The 25,494-nt window shown below is 74.0% G+C and carries 20 protein-coding genes; 8 read left to right on the top strand and 12 right to left on the bottom strand.

The features are described from left to right. The coding region (locus ACIQWR_RS34890) for an adenosylhomocysteinase (protein ID WP_404018121.1) at window positions 1–956 on the bottom strand (956 nt) is incomplete at its 3' end. Between the two features lie 373 nt (window positions 957–1,329). Between ACIQWR_RS34890 and ACIQWR_RS34895 the strand changes: the two genes are divergently transcribed. Next, the gene (locus tag ACIQWR_RS34895) at window positions 1,330–3,384 is read left to right on the top strand and encodes a fructose-specific PTS transporter subunit EIIC (protein ID WP_404018124.1); all 2,055 of its coding nucleotides are present in this window, start codon (window positions 1,330–1,332) and stop codon (window positions 3,382–3,384) included. Window positions 3,385–3,499: 115 nt separating this feature from the next. After that, window positions 3,500–4,195, top strand: coding sequence for a signal peptidase I (gene lepB / locus ACIQWR_RS34900; protein WP_404018127.1), 696 nt, complete (start codon window positions 3,500–3,502; stop codon window positions 4,193–4,195). Between the two features lie 64 nt (window positions 4,196–4,259). Here lepB and ACIQWR_RS34905 read toward each other — a convergent pair whose 3' ends face one another. The 6 genes from ACIQWR_RS34905 to ACIQWR_RS34930 form a co-directional block, all read right to left on the bottom strand. Continuing rightward, window positions 4,260–5,228, bottom strand: a complete 969-nt coding sequence (locus tag ACIQWR_RS34905; protein WP_404018130.1) for a cation diffusion facilitator family transporter — start codon at window positions 5,226–5,228, stop codon at window positions 4,260–4,262. Between the two features lie 96 nt (window positions 5,229–5,324). Further along, window positions 5,325–6,488: a mannose-6-phosphate isomerase, class I gene (manA, locus tag ACIQWR_RS34910; protein WP_404018133.1), complete on the bottom strand. Its 1,164-nt coding sequence runs from the start codon at window positions 6,486–6,488 to the stop codon at window positions 5,325–5,327. Window positions 6,489–6,534: 46 nt separating this feature from the next. Then, on the bottom strand, window positions 6,535–7,668 hold the full coding sequence (locus tag ACIQWR_RS34915) for an SIS domain-containing protein (RefSeq protein WP_404018136.1): 1,134 nt from the start codon (window positions 7,666–7,668) through the stop codon (window positions 6,535–6,537). Between the two features lie 110 nt (window positions 7,669–7,778). After that, complete coding sequence (locus tag ACIQWR_RS34920) at window positions 7,779–7,964, bottom strand: Trm112 family protein (protein WP_399267812.1); 186 nt, start codon at window positions 7,962–7,964, stop codon at window positions 7,779–7,781. Window positions 7,965–8,123: 159 nt separating this feature from the next. Further along, complete coding sequence (locus ACIQWR_RS34925; protein WP_404018139.1) at window positions 8,124–9,491, bottom strand: phosphomannomutase/phosphoglucomutase; 1,368 nt, start codon at window positions 9,489–9,491, stop codon at window positions 8,124–8,126. Between the two features lie 101 nt (window positions 9,492–9,592). After that, complete coding sequence (locus tag ACIQWR_RS34930; protein ID WP_404018142.1) at window positions 9,593–10,015, bottom strand: DUF3499 domain-containing protein; 423 nt, start codon at window positions 10,013–10,015, stop codon at window positions 9,593–9,595. Window positions 10,016–10,153: 138 nt separating this feature from the next. On the opposite strand from ACIQWR_RS34930, the gene ACIQWR_RS34935 reads away from it, so the two are divergent. Next, on the top strand, window positions 10,154–10,618 hold the full coding sequence (locus tag ACIQWR_RS34935) for a metallopeptidase family protein (RefSeq protein ID WP_354382901.1): 465 nt from the start codon (window positions 10,154–10,156) through the stop codon (window positions 10,616–10,618). 366 nt (window positions 10,619–10,984) lie between these two features. Here the strand turns inward: ACIQWR_RS34935 and ACIQWR_RS34940 are convergent, their stop codons facing one another. From ACIQWR_RS34940 to ACIQWR_RS34950, 3 genes are all read right to left on the bottom strand, one after another. Further along, the gene (locus ACIQWR_RS34940) at window positions 10,985–12,481 is read right to left on the bottom strand and encodes a DUF5719 family protein (RefSeq protein WP_404018145.1); all 1,497 of its coding nucleotides are present in this window, start codon (window positions 12,479–12,481) and stop codon (window positions 10,985–10,987) included. Further along, window positions 12,478–16,122, bottom strand: coding sequence for a glycosyltransferase (locus ACIQWR_RS34945; RefSeq protein ID WP_404018147.1), 3,645 nt, complete (start codon window positions 16,120–16,122; stop codon window positions 12,478–12,480). Before ACIQWR_RS34945 ends, ACIQWR_RS34940 begins: the two co-directional genes overlap by 4 nt. 214 nt (window positions 16,123–16,336) lie before the next feature. Further along, window positions 16,337–16,600, bottom strand: coding sequence for a WhiB family transcriptional regulator (locus ACIQWR_RS34950; protein ID WP_003983763.1), 264 nt, complete (start codon window positions 16,598–16,600; stop codon window positions 16,337–16,339). 778 nt (window positions 16,601–17,378) lie between these two features. Here ACIQWR_RS34950 and ACIQWR_RS34955 point away from each other — a divergent pair. The 3 genes from ACIQWR_RS34955 to ACIQWR_RS34965 are packed head-to-tail and all read left to right on the top strand — an operon-like array spanning window position 17,379 to window position 20,237. Further along, window positions 17,379–17,942 carry a cysteine dioxygenase gene (locus tag ACIQWR_RS34955; RefSeq protein WP_404018385.1) on the top strand — a complete coding sequence of 188 codons (564 nt, stop codon included), beginning with the start codon at window positions 17,379–17,381 and terminating at the stop codon, window positions 17,940–17,942. Window positions 17,943–17,955: 13 nt separating this feature from the next. Beyond that, window positions 17,956–18,915, top strand: a complete 960-nt coding sequence (gene cofD / locus ACIQWR_RS34960; RefSeq protein ID WP_404018149.1) for a 2-phospho-L-lactate transferase — start codon at window positions 17,956–17,958, stop codon at window positions 18,913–18,915. Next, window positions 18,912–20,237, top strand: coding sequence for a coenzyme F420-0:L-glutamate ligase (locus tag ACIQWR_RS34965; RefSeq protein ID WP_404018151.1), 1,326 nt, complete (start codon window positions 18,912–18,914; stop codon window positions 20,235–20,237). The genes cofD and ACIQWR_RS34965 overlap by 4 nt, the downstream gene beginning before the upstream one ends. A gap of 32 nt (window positions 20,238–20,269) precedes the next feature. Here ACIQWR_RS34965 and ACIQWR_RS34970 read toward each other — a convergent pair whose 3' ends face one another. Together ACIQWR_RS34970 and ACIQWR_RS34975 are read right to left on the bottom strand one after the other, a co-directional pair. Then, window positions 20,270–21,295, bottom strand: coding sequence for a DNA-3-methyladenine glycosylase family protein (locus tag ACIQWR_RS34970; protein WP_404018154.1), 1,026 nt, complete (start codon window positions 21,293–21,295; stop codon window positions 20,270–20,272). A gap of 378 nt (window positions 21,296–21,673) precedes the next feature. Next, window positions 21,674–23,140, bottom strand: coding sequence for a peptidoglycan recognition protein (locus ACIQWR_RS34975; RefSeq protein WP_404018157.1), 1,467 nt, complete (start codon window positions 23,138–23,140; stop codon window positions 21,674–21,676). A 139-nt stretch (window positions 23,141–23,279) separates the two neighbouring features. Here ACIQWR_RS34975 and ACIQWR_RS34980 point away from each other — a divergent pair, with 139 nt between their 5' ends. Both ACIQWR_RS34980 and ACIQWR_RS34985 read left to right on the top strand, forming a co-directional pair. Next, window positions 23,280–24,029, top strand: coding sequence for a TIGR03089 family protein (locus ACIQWR_RS34980; RefSeq protein ID WP_404018159.1), 750 nt, complete (start codon window positions 23,280–23,282; stop codon window positions 24,027–24,029). Between the two features lie 185 nt (window positions 24,030–24,214). Continuing rightward, window positions 24,215–25,426, top strand: a complete 1,212-nt coding sequence (locus ACIQWR_RS34985; protein WP_404018162.1) for an LCP family protein — start codon at window positions 24,215–24,217, stop codon at window positions 25,424–25,426. Window positions 25,427–25,494: the final 68 nt, after the last annotated feature.

Genomic DNA, 25,494 nt, shown 5'->3' on the forward strand with positions numbered 1-25,494 from the left:
GCCGTCTCCACCACGTCGTCCAGCGTCGCGACCTGGTACCCGTCCATCGCCGCCTGCAGCGCACAGATCGGGTCGATCTCCGTCACGATCACACGCGCACCCTGACCGCGCAGCGACTCGGCGCAGCCCTTGCCGACGTCGCCGTAACCGAAGACGACCGCCGTCTTGCCACCGATGAGGACGTCCGTGGCGCGGTTGATGCCGTCGATCAGCGAGTGGCGGCAGCCGTACTTGTTGTCGAACTTCGACTTGGTGACGGCGTCGTTCACGTTGATCGCCGGGAAGAGCAGGTCGCCCTCCGCCATCATTTCGTACAGGCGGTGGACACCGGTGGTGGTCTCCTCGGTGACGCCGCGGATCTCGGACGCGAGCTGCGTCCACTTCTGCGGGGACTCGCCGAGGGTGCGGTTGAGCAGCGTGAGGATGTAGGAGTACTCCTCGGAGTCCGCCGTCGACGGGTCCGGGGCCGCGCCGGCCTTCTCGAACTCGACGCCCTTGTGGACGAGGAGGGTGGCGTCACCACCGTCGTCGAGGATCATGTTCGGGCCGCCGGTGGGGGTGTTCGGCCAGGTCAGCGCCTGCTCCGTGCACCACCAGTACTCCTCCAGGGTCTCGCCCTTCCAGGCGAAGACGGGGACGCCGGCCGGGGCCTCGGGGGTACCGGTCGGGCCGACCGCGATGGCGGCGGCCGCGTGGTCCTGCGTGGAGTAGATGTTGCAGGAGGCCCAGCGGACGTCGGCGCCGAGCGCGACGAGGGTCTCGATCAGCACCGCGGTCTGGACCGTCATGTGCAGGGAGCCGGTGACGCGGGCACCCGCGAGCGGCTGCGAGGGGGCGTACTCCTTGCGGATCGACATCAGGCCGGGCATCTCGTGCTCGGCCAGGGTGATCTCCTTGCGGCCGAAGGCGGCGAGGGAAAGATCAGCGACCTTGAAGTCGGTCAAGTCGGCAGTCATGCGTGTGCTCCTCGTGGTCGAGAGGTGGGTACGGCTGAGCCGTGCACCAGCGGGACCGGTGCACCGAGCACAGTCCGTCGGAGGCCCTCTCTCCCCACGGCCGGTCGCGAGGACCGCCCGACCGCCATCAGCGGCGACGCCTGACACTGCTGAAGAATCTACACCGATCGGCGCAGTGCGCCCCAGCTAGTCGCGGAACCGTCCACGCCGGGCTTCCGGGCCGTCCGGTGGGTCGCGGAACCGGCCAGGTCCCGGCTTCGGGCCGTCCGACGGAACTTTTTAGGGTCTTTTGGACTTTTGATCCACCCCTTATGTGGGAGACGATGCCGGTGGATCGGAACATCCGCGCGGTCCACGGCGTGAGGAGACAGCAGTGACCAGTCCGGCAGGCCCTTCGGGCAGTGGGGGCGCGAGCGGGCAGGAGCGCGTCAAGCTGCTCGCCGTGACCGCGTGCCCCACGGGAATCGCGCACACCTACATGGCCGCGGAAAAGCTCCAGCAGGCGGCCGAGCGCCTCGGCATCGACATGAAGGTGGAGACGCAGGGCTCGATCGGAGCCGAGAACGTCCTCACTGACAACGATGTCAGGCAGGCGGACGGCATCATCATCGCCGCCGACAAGGAGGTCGACCGCGAGCGCTTCATAGGCAAGCGGGTCCTGTCCGTCGGCGTCGCGGACGGCATCCACAGGCCCGAGGAACTCATCGCGCGCGTGCGGACCGCGCCGGTGCAGGAGGGCACGGCGGCCGCGGCCGGTTCCGGCGGCGGCGGCAAGGAGCGCAGCCTCGCGTACAAGGCGCTGATGAACGGCGTCTCGTACATGATCCCGTTCGTGGTGGTCGGCGGTCTGCTGATCGCGATCGCGCTGGCGCTCGGCGGCCACGCCACCGAGACGGGCTACGTGGTCACTCCGGGCACCTTCTGGGACCACATCTTCCAGATCGGTGTCCTGGGCTTCACCCTGATGATCCCGATCCTGTCCGGCTACATCGCCTACGCCATCGGCGACCGGCCCGCGCTGGTGCCGGGCATGATCGGCGGCTTCATCGCGAACACCGGCTCGCTCTACGACTCCAAGGCGGGCGCGGGCTTCATCGGCGCCATCGTCACGGGCTTCCTGGCCGGCTTCCTGGTCCTGTGGATCAAGAAGGTCAAGGTTCCCAAGGTCGTCCAGCCGATCATGCCGATCATCGTGATCCCGATCATCGCCACGACGGCGCTGGGCCTCTTCTTCATCTACGTCATCGGCAAGCCGATCTCGTGGATCTTCGAGAACCTGACCAGCTGGCTGTCCGGGATGACCGGCACCAGCGCGATCCTGCTCGGCGCGCTGCTCGGCCTGATGATCGCCTTCGACATGGGCGGTCCGGTCAACAAGACGGCCTTCCTCTTCGGTACGGGCCTCATCGCCTCCGGCAACTACGCGGTCATGGGCATGTGCGCCGCGGCCATTCCGGTCATGCCGCTCGGCCAGGGCCTGGCCACGGTGCTGCGCCGCAAGCTGTACTCCGACCAGGAGCGGGACACCGGCATGGCGGCCCTCTTCATGGGCATGTTCGGCATCTCGGAAGGCGCCATTCCCTTCGCCGCGGCCCGCCCCGCCATCGTCATCCCCGCGAACATGCTCGGCGGCGCCGTCGCCGGTGCCATCGCGGGCGTCGCCGGCGTCGGCGACCACGTCCCCCACGGCGGCCCCGTCGTCGCCGCCCTCGGCGCGATCAGCGGCTGGGTCTGGTTCCTCATCGCCATCGCGGCCGGCACGGTGGTCACCGCGCTCACCACGAACGCGCTGATCGAGCTGAAGGCGCGCAAGCAGAACGGCGGCGCGGCCGTCTCCGGGAGCGGCGCGCTCGCCCCCGAGCCGGCCCTCGCGGGGGTCGGAGCGGGTACCGGCGCCGGCGCCGGTACGGCCGTACGGACGGCCCCCGCGGGCACGGCGGGCCTCGCGCCCGCCACGGCGGACGGGAAGGCGGAGGTGCTCTCCGGCTACCTGACCGAGCAGACGGTGAAGACCGAGCTGGCCGCGGACGGCAAGGAGGCCGCGATCCGCGAGATGGCGGCGATGCTGGCCACCACCGGCAACGTCCGGGACACCGAGGAACTGGTCCGGGTCGCCCTGGCCCGCGAGGCGCAGGGCACCACGGGGCTCGGCGAGTCGATCGCCATCCCGCACGCCAAGACGGACGCGGTCAGCCGCCCCACCGTCGGCTTCGCCCGGTCCACCGAGGGCATCGAGTGGGGCGCCCTGGACGGTACGAAGGCCCAGCTGGTCTTCATGATCTCCGTACCGGAAGCCGCCGCCGGCGACGAGCACCTGCGGATCCTCGCGCTGCTCTCGCGCAAGCTCATGGACTCCGACTTCCGGGCCCGGCTCCAGTCGGCGCCGGACGAGGCGGCCATCCTCGACGTGCTGCGCGAGATCCGGTAGCCCCCGCCCCCTCCTCGCGTCCCCCGGGCCCCGTACCGCCACCTCGGTGGTACGGGGCCCGCGTGCGCTGCGTACGCTTCCCCGCGCACACAGGTACGTCGGAGGGGCACGGCAGATGGAACAGGATCGGGAACGGCGCGGGCCGGGACGCAGACGCGGGATCTGGGCGGTGGCGCTGCTCGGGCTGGGCGCGCTGCTGGTCGTCGGGGTCGGGTGGGGCAGCGGACTGTTGTCGAAGAAGGAGTACGACCTGCGCTCCGTGCCCGGCGCCTCGATGGACCCGACCCATCCGCCCGGCAGCGAGGTGTGGCTCGAACGGCTGGCCGCGCGCGACGTGGCGCGCGGGGAGGTCGCGCTGCTCGCGCCCCCGGCGTCGTGGGGCGTCGACGGGGACCTCCTCACGCGCGTGGTGGCGGTCGGTGGGGACCGGATCTCCTGGGCCAAGGGCGATGCCGCGCTGACCTTGAACGGGAAGCCGCTGGTCGAGCCGTACCTGAAGGACCCGGCCGTGCCGGCGGTGGTCCCCTTCGACGTGACCGTGCCCGAGGGCCGGATGTTCGTCATGGGCGACAACCGCATCGACTCGGCCGATTCGCACATGCGGATCGCGGACGACGGCGGGAGCGTGCCGATGTCGGCCGCGTGGGGGGTCGCGGTCGGGGCCCCGACGGGGCTGCTGGCGGCCGGGGCGGTGGCCCTGCTGGGCGTGCCGGTCCTGCTGACCGGTGGCGGGCTCGGCATCGCGTCTCTGGTGGCGCGTCGGCGGGCGGCCCGGCGGACGTCGGGGCTCCCGTCTCCCGCGGCGCTCTGAACGCGCGAAGGCCCCCCGCACCCAGTGGTGCGGGGGGCCTTCGCGCGTACGGGGCCGGGGGCCGTCAGTGGCCGTCGGGGCCGCCGGGGGCGGCGGCCGGGTTGACGCCCTTGGCCGCCGCCTCCGCGTTGTAGATGTCGGGCTCCAGGTAGATCACGCGGGCGATCGGGACGGCCGCGCGGATGCGCGCCTCGGCCGCGTTGATGGCATTGGCGACCTCGGTGGCGGTGTCGTCGTGCTGCACCGCGATCTTGGCCGCGACCAGCAGTTCCTCCGGGCCGAGGTGCAGGGTGCGCATGTGGATGACGCCGGTGACGGTGTCCCCGTCGACGACCGCGGCCCGGATCTTCTCGACCTCGTCGGCGCCCGCGGCCTCGCCCAGCAGCAGGGACTTGGTCTCCGCCGCCAGGATGATCGCGATGGCGATGAGCAGGACGCCGATGCACAGGGTGCCGATGCCGTCCCAGACGCCGTCGCCGGTGGCCAGGGCGATGCCGACGCCGCCGAGGGCGAGGACGAGGCCGATCAGCGCGCCGAAGTCCTCCAGGAGGACGACGGGCAGCTCGGGGGCCTTGGCCCGCTTGATGAACTGGCCCCACGACAGCGAGCCGCGGATCTCGTTCGACTCCTTGATCGCGGTGCGGAAGGAGAAGGACTCGGCGACGATCGCGAAGATCAGGACGCCGACCGGCCAGTACCAGTGCTCGATGGCGTGCGGTTCCTTGATCTTCTCGACGCCCTCGTAGATGGCGAACATGCCACCGACGGTGAAGAGCACGATGGAGACGAGGAACGCGTAGATGTAGCGCTCGCGGCCGTAGCCGAAGGGGTGTTGCGGGGTCGCCTCGCGCTGGGCCTTCTTCCCGCCGAGGAGCAGCAGGCCCTGGTTCCCGGAGTCGGCGAGCGAGTGGACGCTTTCCGCGAGCATCGAGGACGAGCCGCTGAAGAGGAACGCCACGAACTTGGCTACAGCGATGGCGAGGTTGGCGGCGAGTGCCGCCACGATCGCCTTGGTACCGCCCGACGCGCTCATGGTGTGGTGACTTCCCTTCATCGGTACGGCGGCCCTGGCCGGGGCGCCGTGCTACGGCCGCACATTGTTGCAGCAGCCGTGGCCACGGACGGTACGTCAGAGCACCACCGTGGCGCGGAAAACCGTACCGGTACCGGACAGGACGGGCTTTTCGCCCGCCGGGACGAACACCGATTCGCCCGGGGCCAGGGTCAGTTCGCCGACGCTCGGGGCGCCCGCGGTGCAGAGCAGGATCTGCGGGGCGGCGTCCGGGAGGGTGCGCGCGGCGCCGCCGGGGGCGAGGACGAAGCGGGAGAGCCGGAATTCGTCGATGGGGGTCGCGTAGACCTCCTCGCCGTCGCCGTCGTCCTCGGGGCGCAGCACACCCGGGTCGCCGGACTCGAAGCGGACGATCTTCAGCAGCTCGGGCACGTCCACGTGCTTGGGGGTGAGTCCGGCGCGCAGCACGTTGTCGGAGTTGGCGAGGAGTTCCACGCCGAGCCCGTCGAGGTAGGCGTGCGGGACCCCGGCGCCGAGGAACACGGCTTCGCCGGGCTGGAGCCGGAAGTGGTTCAGCAGCATGGCCGCGATCACCCCGGGGTCGCCCGGGAAGTGGTGGACGAGCGCCGCGTAGGGCGCGTACGGGCCCCCCAGCCGCTCGGCGGCGGCCGCGGCCTCGGTCACGGTACGGGCCATCTCGGCGCGGTCCGCGGTCAGGACGGCGGTGAGCACCTCGCGCAGCGCCGCCTCCTGCGGGTGGGCGCGCAGCAGGTCGACGTACGGCTTGAGGCTGTCCACCTCCAGGCCCGCGAGCAGGTCGGCGGCCTCGCGCGGCGGGCGGAAGCCGCACAGCCCGTCGAAGGGGGTGAGGGCGCAGAGCATCTCGGGCTTGTGGTTGGCGTCCTTGTAGTTGCGCTCGCCCGCGTCGATCGGGACGCCGCGGCGCTCCTCGTCGGCGAAGCCCTCCCGCGCCTGGGCCAGGTCGGGGTGGACCTGGAGGGAGAGCGGGGCGCCGGCCGCGAGGAGCTTGAGCAGGAAGGGCAGCCGCGGCCCGAACCTGGCGACGGTGGCGGTGCCCAGCTCGCCCTCGGGGTCGGCGTCGATGACCTCGGACAGGGTCGTCCCGCCCGTGCCCCGGTCGAGCCGGGAGGGGGCGCCGGGGTGGGCGCCCATCCACATCTCGGCCTGGGGCTCGCCGGTGGGCTCGATGCCGAGCAGCGCCGGGATGGCGGTGGCCGAGCCCCAGGCGTAGGGGCGGATCGTGTTCGTGAGGCGGTCCATCGGTCTTCGTCTTCCTGGGTGGAGGGCGGGGCACAGGTGCGTGCCCTCAGGTACGTCCCCTGGTGGCCAGCGCGAGGTAGGCGGTGGCGAAGTCCGTGACGGCGAGGAGTTCGGCGAGCTGTTCGAGATCGCCGCCCTCCTCCGGTTCGATCTCGCTGATGGCCGTGTCGTGGCTGTGGGCGAGTTCGCGTGCGGCGGGCGCGGCGGAGAGTCCGCCGGTGGGCCGGTCACGCAGCAGGACGACCCGGGCGTGCAGAGCCTGCGGCTCCTCGACCCGGTCACGGAAGAAATCGTCGGGGTCGGCGCCCGCGGCGAGGGTGCCGGCGAGCAGGACCCCGTGGGCGGGCAGCGCCTCGGGCAGTTCGGCCGCCAGCGCGGGGCGCCCCGCCAGTTCGGCGAGGGTGGCGGCGAAGCGGCGGCCGGCCGGGCCGGCGGCGGCGCCCTCGCTCCAGATCAGGGCGAGGGAGTCGGCGAGCTCGGAGGCGAGGGTCTTGGCCGGGTTGCCGTACGTCGCGATCGCGGGTCCGCAGCGTTCGGCGGTGCGGTCGAGGCGGTCGGCGACCAGCTGGAGGGTGGCGGGGGCGGCGGCGACCAGGCCGAGCTTGTCGAGGAGGACGAGCAGCGGGGTCAGCAGGGCCCAAAGGGCTCCGGGGCCGGCGGCGGCGCTCTCGTCGTACTCCTGGTACGGCGCCTTGGCCATCGGTACGAAGAGCCCGTGCGCGCCGAGGACGGCCTCGCTGAGCGGGGAGCGCTCGGGGGCCACCGCGACGATGGTGCAGCCGCGCCGGTAGGACTGTTCGACGAGGGCTTCGAGGCCGGACTCGGTGCCGTCGGTGGTGGTCAGGAGCAGCAGGTCCACCGGTCCGGCCCAGCCGGGCAGGGTCCAGCGCATGGCGCCGGCGGCGGGGGCCACGCCGGCCGGGTGCAGTCGGGTGACCGGGGCCACGGCGCCCGCGAGGGCGGCGATCAGGTCCGCGACGCCGGTGGCGGCGGTGCCGGAGCCCGCGACCATGACGGCGCGCGGGCGCCCGTCGGGGCGCAGGTCGTCCAGGCCGGCCTCGGCCGCGTGCCGCACGGCGGTGCGGACCCGGGCTCCGGCGTCGGCCGCGCCGCGGAGCAGGCCGCTGCGGTCTGCGCGGGCCAGCTCCTCGGGTGCGTCGAGGAGCGAGTCGTCGAGCATGGCGGGCCTCCGGTCGTCGTCAGGGGCGTCTCGGGCCCAACGTAGCGCCCGGAGGGAGCGCGGGGTGCGGATTGCCGATCACCGCGCTCCGGACGCGACGGTTCACCGGATCAGGCCGGGCGGCGGGCCTCGTCGACGAGGAGGACGGGGATGCCGTCGCGCACGGGGTACGCGAGGCCGCAGTCCTGACCGGTGCAGATCAGCTCGGGCGTGTCTGCGTCGGCCGACTGGTCACGCAGCGGGGCGTGGCAGGCGGGGCAGGCGAGGATCTCCAGAAGGCCGGCTTCGAGCGGCATGGGGCGTCCCTTCGAACATGCGGATTGGGCTGCGGATTGGGCTGCGGATTGGGCTGCGGATTGGGCTGCGGATTGAGCCAGGTCAGCGTACCGCCGGGCCGCGACTCGCGCGGCCCGGCGGTGGGTGGTGCGGGGTGGAGCGGTGGTGCGGGGCGGCGGTCAGGCGCGCACGAGCGCCAGCACCTCGTCGCGCACCTTGTGCAGGGTCGCGGTGTCGCGGGCCTCCACGTTCAGGCGCAGCAGCGGCTCGGTGTTGGAGGGGCGCAGGTTGAACCACCAGTCGGCGCCGGTCACGGTGAGGCCGTCGAGCTCGTCGGTGTCCACGCCGTCCTGGCCGGCGTACGCCGCCTTGACGGCGGCCATCCGGCCGGCCTGGTCGGCGACGGTGGAGTTGATCTCGCCGGAGCCCTGGTAGCGGTCGTAGGAGGCGACCAGCTCGGAGAGCGGGCCTTCCTGGCCGCCGAGGGCCGCGAGGACGTGGAGCGCGGCGAGCATGCCGGTGTCCGCGTTCCAGAAGTCCTTGAAGTAGTAGTGCGCCGAGTGCTCGCCGCCGAAGATGGCGCCGGACTTGGCCATCTCCTCCTTGATGAAGGAGTGGCCGACGCGGGTGCGGACGGGGGTGCCGCCGTGCTCGCGGACGACCTCGGGGACGGACCAGGAGGTGATCAGGTTGTGGATCACGACGCCGGTGCCGCCGTTGCGGGCCAGCTCGCGGGCCGCGACGAGGGCGGTGATCGCGGAGGGGGAGACGCCCTCGCCGCGCTCGTCGACGACGAAGCAGCGGTCGGCGTCGCCGTCGAAGGCGAGGCCGAGGTCGGCGCCCTCGGCGAGGACGCGGGCCTGGAGGTCGACGATGTTCTTCGGGTCGAGGGGGTTGGCCTCGTGGTTCGGGAAGGTGCCGTCGAGCTCGAAGTACATCGGTACGAGCTCCAGCGGGAGCCCGTCGAAGACGGTGGGGACGGTGTGGCCGCCCATGCCGTTGCCCGCGTCGACGACGACCTTCAGGGGGCGGATCGAGGTGAGGTCGACCAGACCCTTGAGGTGCTCGGCGTACCCGGCGAGGGTGTCGCGCTCGGTGATGGTGCCCGCGGCGACCGGGGCGGTCTCGGGGACGCCCTCCTCGGACCACTTCTCGACCAGTTCGCGGATCTGCGAGAGGCCGGTGTCCTGGCCCACGGGGGCGGCGCCCGCGCGGCACAGCTTGATGCCGTTGTACTGGGCGGGGTTGTGCGAGGCGGTGAACATGGCGCCCGGCAGGTCGAGCAGGCCGGAGGCGTAGTAGAGCTGGTCCGTCGAGCAGAGCCCGATCAGGGTGACGTCGACTCCGCGGGCCGCGGCGCCGCGGGCGAAGGCGCCCGACAGGCCCGGCGAGGAGGGGCGCATGTCGTGGCCGATGACGATCGCCGAGGCGTTCGTGACCTCTACGAACGCCGCGCCGAAGAGCTCCGCCAAGCGCTCGTCCCACTCGTCCGGGACGACGCCCCGGACGTCGTACGCCTTGACGATGTTCGAAAGATCAGCAGCCACTGCCTGCCCTCCTGAGGGTTCTGTGCGGGGCACCAAACCTACCCTGGCCGCCGGGCATCTCTTCCGACGATCGGGTGAAGGGCAGGGGGTGTCCGGCGGGTTCAGGACTCCGGGGAGCGCAGGACCCGCAGGTGGCCGCGCCGGGTCGGCCCGTTGGCCTGGCCGGGGGTGGCGGAGGGATTCGTTCCGCCGGGGCCGCCGCTCTGCGGGCTGCCGCCCTGGGAGCCGGTGTTGCGTTCGATGCGCTCGTGCGGGCGCGCTGCCTCGCGCACGGCGTTGGCCAGGGCTTCTAGGTCGTCGCCGCTGGGCCGGGAGGGTGCGCCGGCGTCCGCCAGCCGTACGACGTCCCAGCCGCGGGGCGCGGTGAGGCGCTCCGAGTGCTCGGCGCACAGGTCGTAGCAGTGGGGTTCGGCGTAGGTGGCGAGCGGGCCGAGGACTGCGGTCGAATCGGCGTAGACGTACGTCAGTGTCGCGACGGCAGGGCGGCCGCACGCGGTGCGAGAACAGCGACGTACAAGGCTCACGACGTTGGACGGTACCGCACTCTTGACCGGGCCGCGACGACTCCCCCGCGGCCGGGTGCCGTGTCGTCAGCCGATCCCTGGCCGGGGGTCGTTGCGGGCCACCCCCGGCGTGGCGTCGAGGGCTACCCTGCGAGGGTGATGGACACCCCTCTGACTCCCCCTGCCGATGGACCTCCCCAGGAACCGCGCACGCGTAGGCGCGACCGGCACGGGCGGGGGATGCGCGGACCGCTCGCTCCCCCGCAGGTGCCGTTGGCCGCCAGTCGGGCGGAGCTCTTCGGGGATCTCGTGCGGGACTCGGTCGAGCGGTTGGAGCGGCGCTGGCCGCAGCTGGCCGAGGTGGAGTTCATGGTGGGCGAGGTGCCGGCGCCGCCCGGTGGGCCGGACGGCGGCTGGAACGACGAGGCGGTCCCGCTGGGCGGGACGGTCGCGCCCGACGGGGGTCGGGCCGCGCGGATCGTGGTCTACCGGCGGCCCGTGGAGATCCGGACGAAGTCGCGGGACGAGCGGGCGGTGCTCGTGCACGAGATCGTGGTGGAGCAGGTCGCGGAGCTGCTCGGGCTCACGCCCGAGACGGTGGATCCGCGTTACGGGCAGGAGTAGCTGGGGGGGCGGTCGGGGCGGGGGGCCGCTGGGCGGGGGCGGTCGGGGCGGGGGGCCGCTGGGCGGGGGCGGTCGGGGCGGGGCGGTCGGGCCGGGGCGGTCGGGCCGGGGCGGTCGGGCCGGGGCGGTCGGGCCGGGGACGGGCACGAGTGTCTCCTCGGCTCGCGGCTGCGGGGTGGTCGGAGGAGGGGCGCGGTGGGGACCGCTCGTCCTTGCGGGGACACTCCTGCCCGTCCCCGGCCCGACCTCGGGCGGACGCTCCCCTGCACGGCCCCGGCCCGACCTCGGGCGGGCGCTCCCCTGCACGGCCCCGGAGCGGCCGTGAGGGGGGGACAGGCCTGCCGCCCCGGAGGGGCCGTGAGGGGGTCAGCGGGTCAGGATGGAGAGGTCCTGGACGGCCTTGGGGACCTGGACCGAGCCGTGGTCGTCCACGAAGGTCTGGATCGTGAACATCGGGACGCCCTCGTGCGGCAGGGACAGCGTGCGGGACGCGTGGACCGGGCCGCCCGAGAGGGTTTCGACGGTCAGCGCGTAGGAGCCCTTGCCGCCCGTCGGCGCGGGCGGCTGCGGGACGAGCAGGGTGGTGCCCGCCTTGACGGTGAACTCCTTGGCGGCCGCTTCGCCGCCCTGGGTGCCCGGGGAGGCGGTGATGCGGACCTTCGCGTCCGCCGCGCCGGCCGGCACGGTCAGCGACATGGTGGTCGCACCCGTGTCGGTGCGGTTGTCGGCGACGGTGGCGCGGGCGCCGACCGGGCCGGAGGCCGCGATGAAGCCGAGTTCCTGCTTGGCCCCGGTGCCCCTGACGACGCGGAGCGCGGCCACCACCGGGACGGCCTTGCGGCTGTCCGAAGGCGTCAGGACGAGTGAACCGGCTTCGCCCCGGGTGACGTCCTTGAGGTCGACGCTCGCCGACATGCCGCCCTTGACGTGCAGTTGTTCGTTGCCCGCCGGGGTGATCGAGGCGCCGGGTCCGGCGAGCCGCAGCTTGAGGTCCGCGTCCTCCTCGCCGGGCGCGTAGGCGATCAGCCGTACGGAGGTGGCGTCGGCCGGGATCCCCGGCAGGACGAGGGAGCCCGCCGGGTCGGTGGAGGCGGGCAGCCAGTCCGTGCCGACGCCCTCCTCCGCGACCTGGACGGAGGCGCCGACCCGACCCGAACGGGTGGTCACGCGGGTGGTGACGTCGGCGATCTGGGCGGTGGGCGCGATGGTGGAGAGCAGTACCGAGACGCTGGACTTCGGGCCGATCTTGATGTTCTCGCCGCTGCCGGCCTCGGTCTTCAGGGCGCCTTCGGGGCCGAAGAGCTGGACGTCGACCACGGCGGGGGTGTCGTCCGCGTTCGTGAGGTGGACGTAGTCCTGGCGGCCCTTGGCCGTGCTCGTGCCGGGGAACCAGAACTCGGTGCCCGGCGCGGTGCAGGCGACCCCGAGCAGGCCGCGCGCCTGGCCCACGGCGACCTGGGTGGTCTGCTGGGCCGTCCAACCGGGGGCCAGGACGCCGTCGGCGGTGCCGGTGAGCGCGGGGGCCTCGGCGCCGGTGGAGGTGGCGCCGACGGGGGTGCCCGGGGTCTTGGGTTCCAGCACCGGCTTGGCGTCCTTGGTGGCGCCGGTGAGCCGGGCGCTGCCCTTGGCCTGCGGCTGGGGCTTGCCCGGGGTGATCGTCGTGTAGGTGGTGTCGGCGATGTCGGAGGTGCTGGGCGCGGGGCAGACCAGGGTGGAGCGTTCGACGGGGAGCCGGGCGGCGGACCGCTGGTGGCCCTTGGCGTCGGGGGCGGCCGGGGCCGCGGGCGCGGTGAGGACGGCGATGCCCGTCACGGCGGCGAGGGCGGCGGTGACGGCCGCGAGGGTCAGGGGGGCGCGCTTCACTGCTGGGGGCTCCCGTCCGGGCGCTGGATGGGCCGTCCGTAGGCGTCGTACTGGACGTACGCGTCGTAGTCGTGGGTGGGGGCGGGGGCGTAGCCGTTCGGCTGCTCCGGTGGGTACTGCTGCCGCGCGGACGGGTCGTACTGCTGGGCGGGCTGTTGGTAGTGGCCATACTGGGGGTCCGGCTGCTGGCCGTAGCCGGGGGCGTGGCCCTGGTCGGCGTACGTCGGGTCCTGCTGGGCGTACGCGGGGTCCTGCTGGGCGTACGCCGCGTACTCGCCGTGCGGGTGGTCCTGCTGGGTCGGGATCTGCGCGTACGGGTCGGCCACGGCGGCCTCCTGCGCGGCGGGGGCGGCGGCGGGCGCGGCCTCGGCGCGCAGGCGGCGGGCGCGGCGGCCCTCGCCGGCTTCGGCCGGTCCCGGCTGGGCCGGTACGGCGCCCTCCTCGTCCGGCAGGTCGTCGTCCAGGCTGCGGCGGCGGCCCGGCAGGGCCATCACGAGGAGCAGCACGGCGAGCGCGCCCTGGGCCCAGTGCCAGCCGGTGCGGGCCAGGGAGTCGGCGTGGACCAGGCTCAGGCGGCCGCCCGCGGCGGGGAGTTCGAAGCCCTGGGCCCAGCCGTCGACCGTCTTGGCCTTCAGCGGCTTGCCGTCGAGGGTGGCCCGCCAGCCGGGGGCGGCCCGGTCGGCGACCCGCAGGACGCGACCCGACTCACCGGCCCCGATCTTGGCGTGCACCTCGACGGGGCCGGAGGCGACCGGGATCGGGGCCTCGCCCGGCTTGCCCGGGACGATCACGACGCGGGCGACCTGGCGGTCGACCCGCCACAGCGCGTCGCCGTCGAGCTGGCTGAGGCGACTCAGGCCCGGGGTGGCGTCGAGGACCCGGCGGATCTGCTGCGGGGCGCCGTCGCGGACCAGGACGTAGCGGATCGCGAAGCCGCCGAGCTGGGCGCTCTGGTCGGCGCCGGAGCCCGCGACCAGGCTGGAGACGACCTTGTCGAGGCGGCCGTCGCTGCCCGCGGAGGCGGCGAGTTCGGCATCGCCGAGGCGGCCGCCGGAGCCGCGGACCAGGGTGTAGTCGACCTGGGCGGGCGAGGCGCCGCCGAGGACGAGGGTGCGGGCCTGGTCGCGGGTGCCGCTCTCCTCGGCGACGAAGGCGGGCACCTGGACGGGGTCGCGGCGCTCCAACGGGCCGTCGGCCCCGCCGAGCATCCACCCCGCGGCGAGCACCAGCGGGCCCGCGGCGGCGGCGAGGGCGACGAGCGCGGCGAGCGGCTGGCGCCAGCCGAAGCTGCGGGCGGCGACGCGTTCCTTGGCGCCGTCGGCCCCGACGGCGGCGGCGGCGAGCAGGGCCAGGCCGTAGACGAGGGTGCCGGGACCGGCCCAGGCGGTGCGGTTGACCAGGACGGCGAGGAGCAGCCCGGTGAGCGCGACGGCCCAGGCCGCGGTGACGGCGAAGCGGCGCTCGGCGCGCAGCAGGGCGGCCAGCGCGGCGACGACGACGCCGAGCAGGAGCAGCCCGGCGCCGGCGCGCGGCCCGCCGGGGCTGGTGCCGAGCAGGTCGAGGGCGGAGGCCCCGCCGGCGCCGTACGCCAGGCCCGCCTCGCGCAGGAAGGCGGCGGGGTGGGTGAACAGGCCCAGCGACCAGGGGGCGAGGACCAGGAGCGGGACGGTGAGGGCGGCGGCCAGCCGGGGGGCGTACGTCTTCCACTCGGCCCGGCGCACGACCAGCGCGGCGAGGCCGAGGACGGCGGCGAGCGGCCAGAGCACCGGGGTGAAGGCGCTCGCCACGGTCAGGAGCAGGGTGTACGTCCACACCGCGCGCCAGCTGCCCTTGACGCCCTCGGCCGGCGAGTCCGCGAACCCGCAGGCGCTGACGGCGCTGCGGGCGATGAGGGGCAGCAGGACGGCCAGGACCGCGGTGCCGAGGCGGCCGGTGGCCAGCGCGCCGGTGATGGCGGGGAGGAAGGCGTAGGCGACGGCGGCCCAGGCGCGCAGCAGCCGGGAACCGACCAGCGGCCGGGAGGCGAAGTAGGCGGTGAGTCCGGCGAGCGGGACCGAGCAGACGAGGAGCAGGGTCAGCGCGGTCTGGGTGGAGCCGAACAACAGCGTGGCGAGCGCGCCGAGGACGGCGAGGTAGGGGGGTGCGCCGGCGGTGGAGCCGGTGCCGACGGGGTGCCAGTCGTCGGTGTAGCCGTGCCAGAGGGCGAGGGCGCCGTCGGGGGCGGGGAGCAGGGCGCCGCCCATCAGGGAGCCGCCGCCGAGGAGGCCGCGGCAGGCGACGAGGGAGGCGAGGAGCAGGAGGGCGAAGAGGACGGGCGCGGGCTTGCGGGCGATCCGCTTGAGGCGCGCGAACTGCTCGATCTCCAGGAAGTCGGCGTCGTCGCCGCCGGGTCCGGATTCGACGGCGCCGCCGTGCCGGCTGGCGCGGGCCGGTTCGGAGTCGCGGTCGGCGCCGAAGTATCCGGCGAGTTGTTCGACGTTGGCGCGCAGGGTGGCGCCGGGCGGCGGGAAGAGCGGGCGCAGTTCCCCGGCGGGGACGGCGGGGCGGCCGCGGCGTCTGCGGGCGCCGAGGATCCTGCCCGGGCGCAGCAGGGTGCCGAGCAGGCCGGCCACCTCGTCGACGGCCTGGCCGGGAGCCTTGCCGACGAGGTAGGCGAGGGTGCGCAGGGCGGTGCCGAGGAGGATGCGGAGCAGGACGTAGGGCAGGGCCCGGCCGGAGGAGTTGACGAGCACCGTGTAGGTGGCGCCGGCCTTGTCGACGCGGTGGGGGCTGACGGCGGAGCGCCCGGCGCAGTCGACGGTGCGGCGTTCGCGGGCGGAGGCCTCGGCGTGGCGCAGTACGGCGTCGGGGGCGACCAGGACGGTGTGGCCCGCGTTCTGGACGCGCCAGCACAGGTCCACGTCGTCGCGCATCAGGGGCAGTCGGCGGTCGAAGCCGCCGAGCGCGTCGTAGACGTCGCGGCGCACCAGCATGCCCGCGGTGGAGACGGAGAGCACCGGGCGGACCTGGTCGTGTTGGCCCTGGTCCTGTTCGCGCCGGTCCAGGCCGGTCCAGCGGCGGCCGCTGCGGGCGATGCTGACACCGGCTTCGAGCAGTTGCTTGGCGTCGTACCAGCCGCGCAGCTTGGGGCCGATGACGGCGGCCTCGGGGTTCTCCTCGGCGACGCGCAGGAGTTCGGCGAGGGCGTCGGGGGCGGGCGCGCAGTCGTCGTGGAGCAGCCAGAGCCACTGGACGGGCTCGCCGTACGGCAGTTCGGGGAGGTCGTAGTGGTCGTCCTGCCAGGTGCGGCTGACGGGGTCCCAACCGCTGGGGCGCTTGAGGTAGGTCAGCTCCTCGGGGGTGAGGACGCCGGCGGTGCGGGCGGCCTCGTCGACCGCGGTGCCGAATCCGGTGCGGCGGGCGAGGTGCAGGACCCGGTCGTCGCCGAAGGCCTCGGCGAGCAGCCGCGCGGAGTCGTCGGAGCTGCCGTTGTCGGCGGCGACGTGGTTCTGCGCGGGCCGTTCCTGGCCGAGCAGTCCGGAGAGGGTCCGGGGCAGCCAGCGGGCACCGTCGTGGGCGACGACGACCGCGGTGACGACGTGCCGGGGGAACTCGGGTACGGCGGCGCCCTGGTGGGAGGACGAGTGGCTGTGCAGGGACATCGCGGTACGGGCCCTCCGGCCGGGGGTCCGGGGGTGGTGTGCCCTCGGAGACTGCTGGACAGCGCCCCACACTAACGGCTGGGAACACGACGGTCCGCCTCCTGCGGGGAAGGTGCGGGAGGCGGACCGTTTGCTCTGTTACCCATTTGATGTGGTGTGCGTATCGCCCCGGTGCGGCGGGCCGGACCGGGTGGGCCGGGACGTATCGGCGCAATCAGACTGCGGCCTTTTTCAGCCGCCGGCGTTCACGCTCGGACAGTCCGCCCCAGATGCCGAATCGCTCGTCGTTGGCGAGGGCGTACTCAAGGCATTCGGAGCGGACCTCACAGGCGAGGCAGACCTTCTTGGCCTCGCGGGTGGAGCCGCCCTTCTCGGGAAAGAAGGATTCGGGGTCGGTCTGGGCGCAGAGTGCGCGCTCCTGCCAGCCGAGCTCCTCGTCCGCCTCCTCGACCAGCAGTTCCTGAAACAGCTCGGTCATGTGCGCCCCTCGCTCTGTTTTCGCGTCCCCGTGGTGTTGTCGTCACCGATAGCTACGGAACGACACGAGTGAAATTACAAGGCGGGGCTGCTGTGCAGTCAAGCCGAGATCTGCTATTGGGCCCCTTATTCACTCTGCGGAACCAAGCGTATGCAGAAAGTGTTCATATCGCCAAAAATCGTGACACATGCAACACGTACGGACGGATGGTGACCAGATGGTGCGTCAAGCCGCCCACGTCCAAGATCGACGCGCCGTTCCCGATCGAGGTTGCATTCCGGTCACGGAAGCGGCGCAGATCACATTCCGGTCACGAGGTGACGGGGTCGGGGTTCCCGTCTTGGCGTGAATCCGGTGCGGTTGCACCGCCACATCCCCGGCCGGGGGTTGCACAAACCTTTCTCCAGGCAACTTAACCGGATGAGGTGAAAGTTTCGGACCAAACCGGACATTGGGTTGACAGTCGCCCCCCGGAACCGGTCTCCTTGTTGCCATGTCAGCGCCCGCAGTCGCCACCCGGACCCCCATTCGTGGGTTCCTGTGCGCTGCCCAGGTTCGCTGTTGCTGTTGCAGCTGTTGATGCCCACGGAGCTCCGGCTCCCCCGAGCACCGGCTTCGCACCCCCAGCAACCGCCCGCGCGACCGCGCCACTGACATCCGTCGAGGTACCTCCGCAATGAACGCGACGCACACGACGCACACCCCGCAGCACGTCCCGCAGCACTCCCCCGACGCCCAGCGGGCGCAGCGGGGCCGGCAGGCCGCATGGCCGGTCGGCATGGAGAGCGACCTCCAGATCGCGGGCGACATCCTCTCCGTCCAGCACCTCCTCCAGCCGCAGCGCGAGCACCCGAGCACCGTCGCCGAATTCGTCGGGCTCGCCCGCTCGATCGCCGGCGACCGCTCCCAGTGGGAGCACCTCGTCGAGTACGACACCGCCTCCCGCTGGTACCACCGGCTGCGCACCGGCCCCGGCTACGAGGTGTGGCTGCTCAGCTGGGTCCCCGGCCAGGGCAGCGGCACCCACGACCACGGCCCGTCCTCCGGCGTGCTCACCGTCCTGGAGGGCGAGCTCACCGAGCACACCGACCGCGGACCGCGCACCCTCGCCGCCGGCAGCCAGCGGGTCTTCGCCCCCGGCTACGCGCACGAGGTGGTCAACGACGCCCTCGACGGCGCGATCAGCCTGCACGTGTACTTCCCCGGCCTGACCGAGATGCCGATGCACGACGACGTGCGCGGCGGCGCCCGCGAGGGCTCCCCCGAGGGCTCCCGCGACACGGTCCGGAGTAACGCCGCTCACTCCTGCTCCCCGGCCCGCCAGACGCCGGTATCCGCCTGACACACTGCGCTACATGCGCATTGTTGTACTGGCCGGCGGCATCGGCGGCGCCCGTTTCCTGCGGGGCCTCAAGTCGGCCGAGCCCGACGCGGACATCACGGTCATCGGCAACACCGGTGACGACATTCACCTGTTCGGGCTCAAGGTGTGCCCCGACTTGGACACGGTGATGTACACCCTCGGCGGTGGCATCAACGAGGACCAGGGCTGGGGCCGCACCGACGAGTCCTTCAAGGTCAAGGAGGAACTCGCGGCCTACGGGGTCGGACCCGACTGGTTCGGCCTCGGCGACCGCGACTTCGCGACCCACATCGTGCGGACCCAGATGCTCGGCGCGGGCTACCCGCTGAGCGCCGTCACCGAAGCGCTGTGCGACCGCTGGCAGCCCGGGGTGCGACTGCTCCCGATGTCCGACGACCGGGTCGAGACCCACGTCGCGATCACCGAGGCGGCCACCGGCGAGCGCAAGGTCATCCACTTCCAGGAGTACTGGGTCCGGCTGCGCGCCGCGGTGGACGCGGAGGCCGTCGTACCCGTCGGGGCCGAGCAGGCCAAGCCCGCGCCCGGCGTCCTGGAGGCCATCGCGGCCGCCGACGTGATCGTCTTCCCGCCGTCCAACCCGGTCGTCTCGATCGGCACCATCCTCGCCGTGCCCGGGATCCGCGAGGCCGTGGCAGCCGCCGGGGCGCCCGTGGTCGGGCTCTCCCCCATCGTCGGGGGCGCGCCCGTGCGCGGCATGGCGGACAAGGTGCTGGCCGCCGTCGGCGTCGAGTCCTCGGCCGCCGCGGTCGCCCTGCACTACGGCACCGGGCTCCTGGACGCCTGGCTCGTCGACACCTCGGACGCGGACGCGACCGCCGAGGTCGAGGCCGCCGGGATCACCTGCCGCGCGGTACCGCTGATGATGACCGACCTGGCCGCCACCACCGCGATGGCCCGGGCCGCGCTGGACCTGGCGGAGGCCTCCCGATGACCGCGGACGTCCCCTCGTACGCGCCGCCCGCCGTCCCCTCGTACGAGGTGCGGGCGGTGGCCGGGCTGCCGGAGGTCCGCCCCGGCGACGACCTGGCGGAGCTGATCGCGGGCGCCGCGCCCGATCTGCGCGACGGGGACGTCCTGCTCGTCACCTCGAAGATCGTCTCCAAGGCGGAGGGCCGCGTCGTCGCCGCGGACTCGCGCGAGGAGGCCATAGACGCCGAGACGGTACGGGTGGTCGCCCGCCGCGGCGCGCTGCGCATCGTCGAGAACCGGCAGGGGCTGGTCATGGCCGCCGCCGGGGTCGACGCCTCCAACACGGCACCGGGCACGGTCCTGTTGCTGCCGCTCGATCCGGACGCCTCGGCGCGCGCGATCCGCGACGGACTGCGCGCGGCGCTGTCGGTGGACGTCGGCGTCCTGGTGACCGACACCTTCGGGCGGCCCTGGCGCTCCGGGCTCACGGACGTCGCGATCGGCGCCGCCGGGGTCCGGGTCCTGGACGACCTGCGCGGCGGCACCGACGCCCACGGCAACCCGCTCAGCGCGACCGTCGTGGCCACCGCCGACGAACTGGCCGCGGCCGGTGACCTGGTCAAGGGCAAGGCGACCGGGCTGCCGGTGGCCGTCGTGCGCGGGCTCGGCCACCTGGTCGCCGAGGGCGGCTCGGCGCGCGAGCTGATCCGCTCCCCCGCCGACGACATGTTCCGGCTGGGGACCTCCGAGGCGGTACGGGAAGCCGTGCACGGGCGTCGGACGGTACGGGAGTTCACCGCCGAGCCGGTCGACCCGGGCGCCGTGCGCCGGGCCGTCGCAGCGGCCGTCACCGCGCCCGCGCCGCACCACACGACGCCGTGGCGCTTCGTTCTGCTGGAGTCGGCCGCGGCGCGGCTGGAGCTGCTGGACGCGATGCGGGACGCGTGGATCGCGGACCTGCGCCGGGACGGCAGGTCGGCGGAGTCGATCGCCAAGCGGGTCCGGCGCGGGGACGTGCTGCGCGCGGCGCCCTATCTGGTGGTGCCCTGCCTGGTGACGGACGGGGCGCACGACTACGGGCACGCGCGGCGGGACGCGGCCGAGCGGGAGATGTTCGTGGTCGCGATGGGCGCGGGCGTGCAGAACTTCCTGGTCGCGCTGGCCGGGGAGCGGCTCGGTTCGGCGTGGGTGTCCTCGACGATGTTCTGCCGTGACGTGGTCCGCAAGGTGCTGGGGCTCCCGGACGACTGGGACCCGATGGGCGCGGTGGCGGTCGGCCACGCGGCCGGGGCGCCGCGCGAGCGGGCGGAGCGGGACGCGGCTGACTTCATCGCGGTGCGGTGACCTGCCGGTAGGGGTGGCCGTGGCCGTGGCGCTCAGAGCAGGCCGATGTCGCCCCGGGGCATGCGCGGGGTGCGGCGGGGCGGGGTGCGGCCCGCGAGCAGGATCAGCCGGGCGGCGCGGTGGCGCTGGCCGCCGCCTTGGTCGGCGTACGGGGCCAGGAGGTGCAGCATCGCGGCGTCGTCGGCGTCGCGGTCGCCGGTGAGGGCGTAGCCGATGGTGCCCGGCAGGTGCAGGTCGCCGGTGGTGACGGCGTCGGCGGCGCCGTTGCTGCGCTGGAGGGTTTCGGCGGAGGTCCACGGGCCGATGCCGGGGACGGCCTCCAGTCGGGCGACGGCGGCCGGCAGGTCCATCGCCGCGGCCTCCTCCATGCGGGGCGCGACGCGGGCGGCGCGGACGATGGTGGCCGAGCGCTTCGCGTCCACGCCCGCCTTGTGCCAGTCCCAGGACGGGATCAGGGTCCAGGTACGGGGGTCGGGCATGACGTACAGGTCCGGGTGCGGGCCCGGGGCCCGCTCGCCGTACTGGCGCACCAGGCGGCGCCAGGCGCGGTAGGCCTCGTCGGTGGTGACCTTCTGCTCCAGGACCGTGGGGATCAGGGACTGCAGGACCAGCCCGGTCCGGGTCAGCCGCAGGCCCGGGCGGCGGCGGTGGCTCGCGTGCACGAGGCGGTGGCGGGGGACGAAGACGGCCGGGTCGTCGTCGGCGCCGAGCAGGGCGGGGAGGGCGTCGAGGGCCCATTCCGTACCGGGGCCCCAGGCGGCGGCGGTGACCGTGCGGTCGGCGGTGCGGGTCAGCCGGAGGGTGGCGGGGCCGGTGGGGGTGCGGGTGCCGAGCCAGACGGAGCCGTCGGGGGTGGTGCGGAAGGTGGGGTCGCCGGGGCCGTGGCGGAGCGGGCCGAGGGTCAGACCCAGCTCCAGGGGGCCGTCGGGGGTCCACTCCCGTTCCCGTGCCCGGGGGGCGGGTCCCTCCGGGGGGTGGGGCTGGGGGTGGGGCTGGGGGATGTCGGTGCGGCCGCCGCGGATCGCGGTGCGGGTGAGGGGATCGAAGCGGCCGGCCATGGCTCGAGCGTAGCCCTGCGGGTCGCTGGCCGGGGGCCGGGCCTCAAGCGCCGGCGGGCTGGGACGGGCCGGCCCGGGCCCATCGATCCCGCCCCAGCGGCTCCGCCCAGGCCCCCGCCTCAATCGCCGGCGGGGCTGGGGTGGCCGCGCCCAGGCTCCTGCCCGGGCTGAGGTGGGTGCGCCTCAAACGCCGGCGGGGCTGGAAGGGCCGGCCCCATCAAGCCCGCCCGGCGATTGAGGGCACCCGCCCGGAGGGCACACGGCCCGCAGCCAGAGGCTCCGCCCGAGGCCGCGCCTCAAACGCCGGCGGGGCTGGAAGGGCCGGCGCCATCGAGCCCGCCCGGCGATCGAGGGCACGGCGTCCGGCCCCCGTGGGCGCTATCGGCCCTGGAGGTGGGCCGAGGAGGTTCGGGTGGTGGGGAGCTTGCCGTAGAGGAGACGGCCCGGGCACTCCGTCGCGAAGCCGTCCCGGTGGCCGGAGATCACGTTCATCCGGACGTTCGTGCCCTTGTGGTAGAGGTTGCCCCCGGCCGACCGGAGCGTCGTCTTCGACAGCGGGTTCGCCCCGAACAGGCCCAGCTTCCACGCCGTCAGCCGCGCGACCGCGCTGACCGCCGCGGCCGGCGGCTGCGCGTCCGTGAAGGTGCCGATCACCGCGATGCCCATGCTGTCCGTGTTGAAGCCCATCGTGTGGGCCCCGAGCACCGGCTTGGCGACACCGCCCGCCCGGCCCTCGTACACGGTGCCGCACTTGTCGACGGCGAAGTTGTAGCCGATGTCCCGCCAGCCCTCGCTGACCACGTGGTAGCGGTACAGGCTGCGCAGCACCGCCGGGGCGTCCTTGCAGGCGTAGCCGTTGCCGGAGGCGGTGTGGTGCACGAAGGCCGCCTTGACCGTGTTCGTGTAGACGAACCCGGACTCGCGCAGCTGTTCGTCGGCGCCCCAGCCCCGCCGGGTGACGATGGCCGGGCGCGGGCCGATGTAGGGCCGGGCCGCCGGGCTGAGCGTGCCCTCGCTCGCGAGGATGGCGTCGGCGGTGGAGTCGGCCTTGTTCAGCGCCGGGATCAGGATGGCGCCGAGCGGTGCGTGCGGAACGTTGGCCGCCGAGGACTCGGCCATCTCCATGCTCATGCCGGGAGCCCCGACGGCCGTCTCCCCCTTGTCGTCCCCGGCCGGTTCGCCCGGCTCCGCGCCGTTCTTGGCGTCGGCGGCCGGGAGCGTGCGGACCGGTGCGGCCCCGGGGTCGACGAGCTCGATCCGCAGCCCGGACGGCAGCTTCGCGGCGCCCGGGACGCCCGGGACGGCCGCCCGGTCGCCGGAGCGGGGCGCGGCGGCCGGCTCGGCCATGACGCGGACCTCGACGCCGTCGGAGGCGCCGACCCACAGGGGGGCCGTGCCGCCCCGGACCCGGCCCGCGGCGCGTTCGGCGGTGTCCGGGTCGGCGGCGTGCTCGCTGTTGTGGGTCTCGACGTCCTGCCAGTCGGACCAGGTGCCGGCGGCGACGGAGCGGGTACGGACCTGGACCCGGCCGGTCAGTTGGGTGGCCGCGTCGTCCCAGACGACGCCGACCATGGAGAAGGTCCCCACGTCACGCGCGGGCAGACCCCTGGTTTCGGGGAGGCGGGGGGAGACGCTCATGCCGGGTACACCGGTGTCCCGGTCGGCCGCGGACCTGAGCGGGACGAGTGGCAGCGACTGGGTGGACCCGGCCGGGGCGGCCGGGGCCACGGGGGCCGCCGCCGTCACGGCCTGGGCCGCCGCCGCCGTGGGGAGGGCGAGGGCGAGCGGGAGGGACAGTGCGGCCGCGGTCGCGACGCCGATCGAGGAAGCAAGGAATCCACGCATGCAATGGATGCTGAACGCGCTTGTGGCCGGCCGCCATCCGAGAACTGACGGATCGTCGGTTGATCGGCCCGCCCCCTCCTCCGTACGGGGGAGGGGTATGACGGCCGTCCGGGGGAGGGCCCCGCGTAGCCTGAGCCGCGTGAACACCACTGACCGCACCCCTGCCGACCTGCTGCGATCCGCGCTCGCCGCCGACCCGGGCCGCCCTCTCGTCACCTTCTACGACGACGCGACGGGCGAGCGCGTCGAATTGTCCGTCGCGACCTTCGCCAATTGGGTGGCCAAGACCGCCAATCTGCTCCAGGGCGACCTCGGCGCCGAGCCCGGCGACCGGCTCGCGCTGCTGCTGCCCGCGCACTGGCAGAGCGCCGTGTGGCTGCTCGCCTGCGCCTCGGTCGGCGTGAGCGTCGAGGTCGGCGGGGATCCGGCCGACGCGGACCTCGTGGTGAGCGGGCCGGACACGCTGGAGGAGGCGCTGGCCTGTTCCGGGGAGCGGGTGGCCCTGGCGCTGCGGCCGCTGGGCGGGCGCTTCCCGCAGCCCCCGGCCGGCTTCGCGGACTACGCGGTGGAGGTGCCGGGGCAGGGCGACCGGTTCGCGCCCTTCGTGCCGGTCGATCCGGCGGGGCCCGCGCTGAGCGTCGGGGGCCGCACGCTCTCGTACGCGGAGCTGGTCGAGCTGGCCCGCACGGACGCGGCCGGGCGCGGGCTGGCCGCGGGCTCGCGGCTGCTGTCGGGACAGGGCTTCGACACCTGGGAGGGGCTGTCGGCGGGGCTGTTCGCACCGCTGGCCGCGGGCGCCTCCGTGGTGCTCTGCCGCCATCTGGAGCAGCTGACCGAGGGAGCCCTGGTCCAGCGGACCGAGAGCGAGCGCGTCACCCACACCGCCTAGGGGAGGTTTGAACCGTCGCGCCACCCCCACATCGCCCACCTGCGGGAACGCGCTATTTGTCACCCACACGGCCTAGTACGGCCCCCTGCCCCCGGGCCGCTCCGGCGACCCGGGGGCAGGATCGGCGTAGGCCCCGTACTCACCCGTACGGGGCTCTCGCCCAGCGGTGAGGGACGGACACGGACGTGACGGACGGCGCAGGCATAACCGGGCACACCGGTGCGGGCACGGGCGGTACGCCGCCCCCGCGCCGGCGGCGCCGGCTGCTGCGCTGGATCGGCCTCGGGCTGGTCCTCCTGGTCCTGCTGGGGGCCGCCGCGGGCTGGTGGATCTACCGCAGGCTCGACGGCAACATCAAGGAGGACACCTCCGCCGCCGCCGAGCTGCGCCGCTACGACCGCGAGCGCCCGGTGCACGTGGTGGACGGGGCGCAGAACGTCCTGCTGCTCGGCTCCGACTCGCGCTCCGGCGAGGAGAACTCCGGGTACGGGCAGGACGGCGGCACCCAGCGCTCGGACACCGCGATCCTGTTGCACCTGCCCGCGGACCGGCGCAGCGCCACCGCGGTGTCGATACCGCGGGACCTGATGACGACCGTACCGAGCTGCGTGAAGCCGGACGGGACCCGCACCGTCGAGCAGTTGGCCCAGTTCAACTGGGCCTTCGAGTGGGGCGGGGCGGGCTGCACGGTCCGCACCGTCGAGAAGCTGACCGGCATCCGGGTCGATCACCACATCGTGGTGGACTTCGGCGGCTTCAAGAAGGTGGTCGACGCGGTCGGCGGGGTCGAGGTCTGCCTCAAGGAGCCCGTCGACGACACCGACGCCAAGCTGAAGCTGCCCGCCGGCCGGCAGACCCTCCAGGGGGAACAGGCGCTCGGCTTCGTCCGGGCGCGGCACGGCCTGGGCGACGGCAGCGACACCGAACGCATGGACCGCCAGCAGGAGTTCCTGGGCTCGCTGGTGAAGAAGGTGCAGAGCAACGGGGTGTTGCTCAATCCGGCGAAGCTCTACCCGCTGCTGGACGCGGCGACCTCCTCGGTGACCACCGACCCGGGGCTGGCCTCGCTGCGGGGACTCTACGAACTGGTGCGCGGCCTGCGGGACATACCGACCGACCGGATCAACTTCCTGACCGTACCGCGCAGGCCGTACGCGGCCGACCCGAACCGGGACGAACTGGCCGAGCCCTACGCGGAGCGGCTCTTCCGCCAGCTGCGCATGGACGAGCCCGTGACAGTGGTCCCGTCCGCGCCCGTTGATCAGCGGGAACAGGCTGCGGGCACCGGCACGGGCGAGGGCAGCGGTGCGCCGACGGCCGGTACGGGAACCACCGCGAGCGCCTCCCCCGTCCCCACTTTCACGGGAACCACGGCGGGGACCGCCACCTGCCGGTAAAGCAATCCAAAAAGCCGGTGCCCGAACCGAGCGGGATGGGGCGATTGCCCAGTTATAGGGGGAGTGGA

It is taken from the genome of Streptomyces sp. NPDC098789 (genome assembly GCF_044759975.1).
In the GTDB taxonomy this organism is placed as follows: Bacteria; Actinomycetota; Actinomycetes; order Streptomycetales; family Streptomycetaceae; genus Streptomyces.

What these genes read in the sequence shown, in the direction of transcription:
- ACIQWR_RS34970 (WP_404018154.1), bottom strand. Translation starts at nt 21,295, where the DNA reads ATGGCCGGCCGCTTCGATCCCCTCACCCGCACCGCGATCCGCGGCGGC.
- ACIQWR_RS34950 (WP_003983763.1), bottom strand. Translation starts at nt 16,600, where the DNA reads ATGACCGAGCTGTTTCAGGAACTGCTGGTCGAGGAGGCGGACGAGGAG.
- ACIQWR_RS34905 (WP_404018130.1), bottom strand. Translation starts at nt 5,228, where the DNA reads ATGAGCGCGTCGGGCGGTACCAAGGCGATCGTGGCGGCACTCGCCGCC.
- lepB (WP_404018127.1), top strand. Translation starts at nt 3,500, where the DNA reads ATGGAACAGGATCGGGAACGGCGCGGGCCGGGACGCAGACGCGGGATC.
- ACIQWR_RS34975 (WP_404018157.1), bottom strand. Translation starts at nt 23,140, where the DNA reads ATGCGTGGATTCCTTGCTTCCTCGATCGGCGTCGCGACCGCGGCCGCA.
- cofD (WP_404018149.1), top strand. Translation starts at nt 17,956, where the DNA reads ATGCGCATTGTTGTACTGGCCGGCGGCATCGGCGGCGCCCGTTTCCTG.
- ACIQWR_RS34945 (WP_404018147.1), bottom strand. Translation starts at nt 16,122, where the DNA reads ATGTCCCTGCACAGCCACTCGTCCTCCCACCAGGGCGCCGCCGTACCC.
- ACIQWR_RS34965 (WP_404018151.1), top strand. Translation starts at nt 18,912, where the DNA reads ATGACCGCGGACGTCCCCTCGTACGCGCCGCCCGCCGTCCCCTCGTAC.
- ACIQWR_RS34915 (WP_404018136.1), bottom strand. Translation starts at nt 7,668, where the DNA reads ATGCTCGACGACTCGCTCCTCGACGCACCCGAGGAGCTGGCCCGCGCA.
- ACIQWR_RS34920 (WP_399267812.1), bottom strand. Translation starts at nt 7,964, where the DNA reads ATGCCGCTCGAAGCCGGCCTTCTGGAGATCCTCGCCTGCCCCGCCTGC.
- ACIQWR_RS34955 (WP_404018385.1), top strand. Translation starts at nt 17,379, where the DNA reads ATGGAGAGCGACCTCCAGATCGCGGGCGACATCCTCTCCGTCCAGCAC.
- ACIQWR_RS34935 (WP_354382901.1), top strand. Translation starts at nt 10,154, where the DNA reads ATGGACACCCCTCTGACTCCCCCTGCCGATGGACCTCCCCAGGAACCG.
- manA (WP_404018133.1), bottom strand. Translation starts at nt 6,488, where the DNA reads ATGGACCGCCTCACGAACACGATCCGCCCCTACGCCTGGGGCTCGGCC.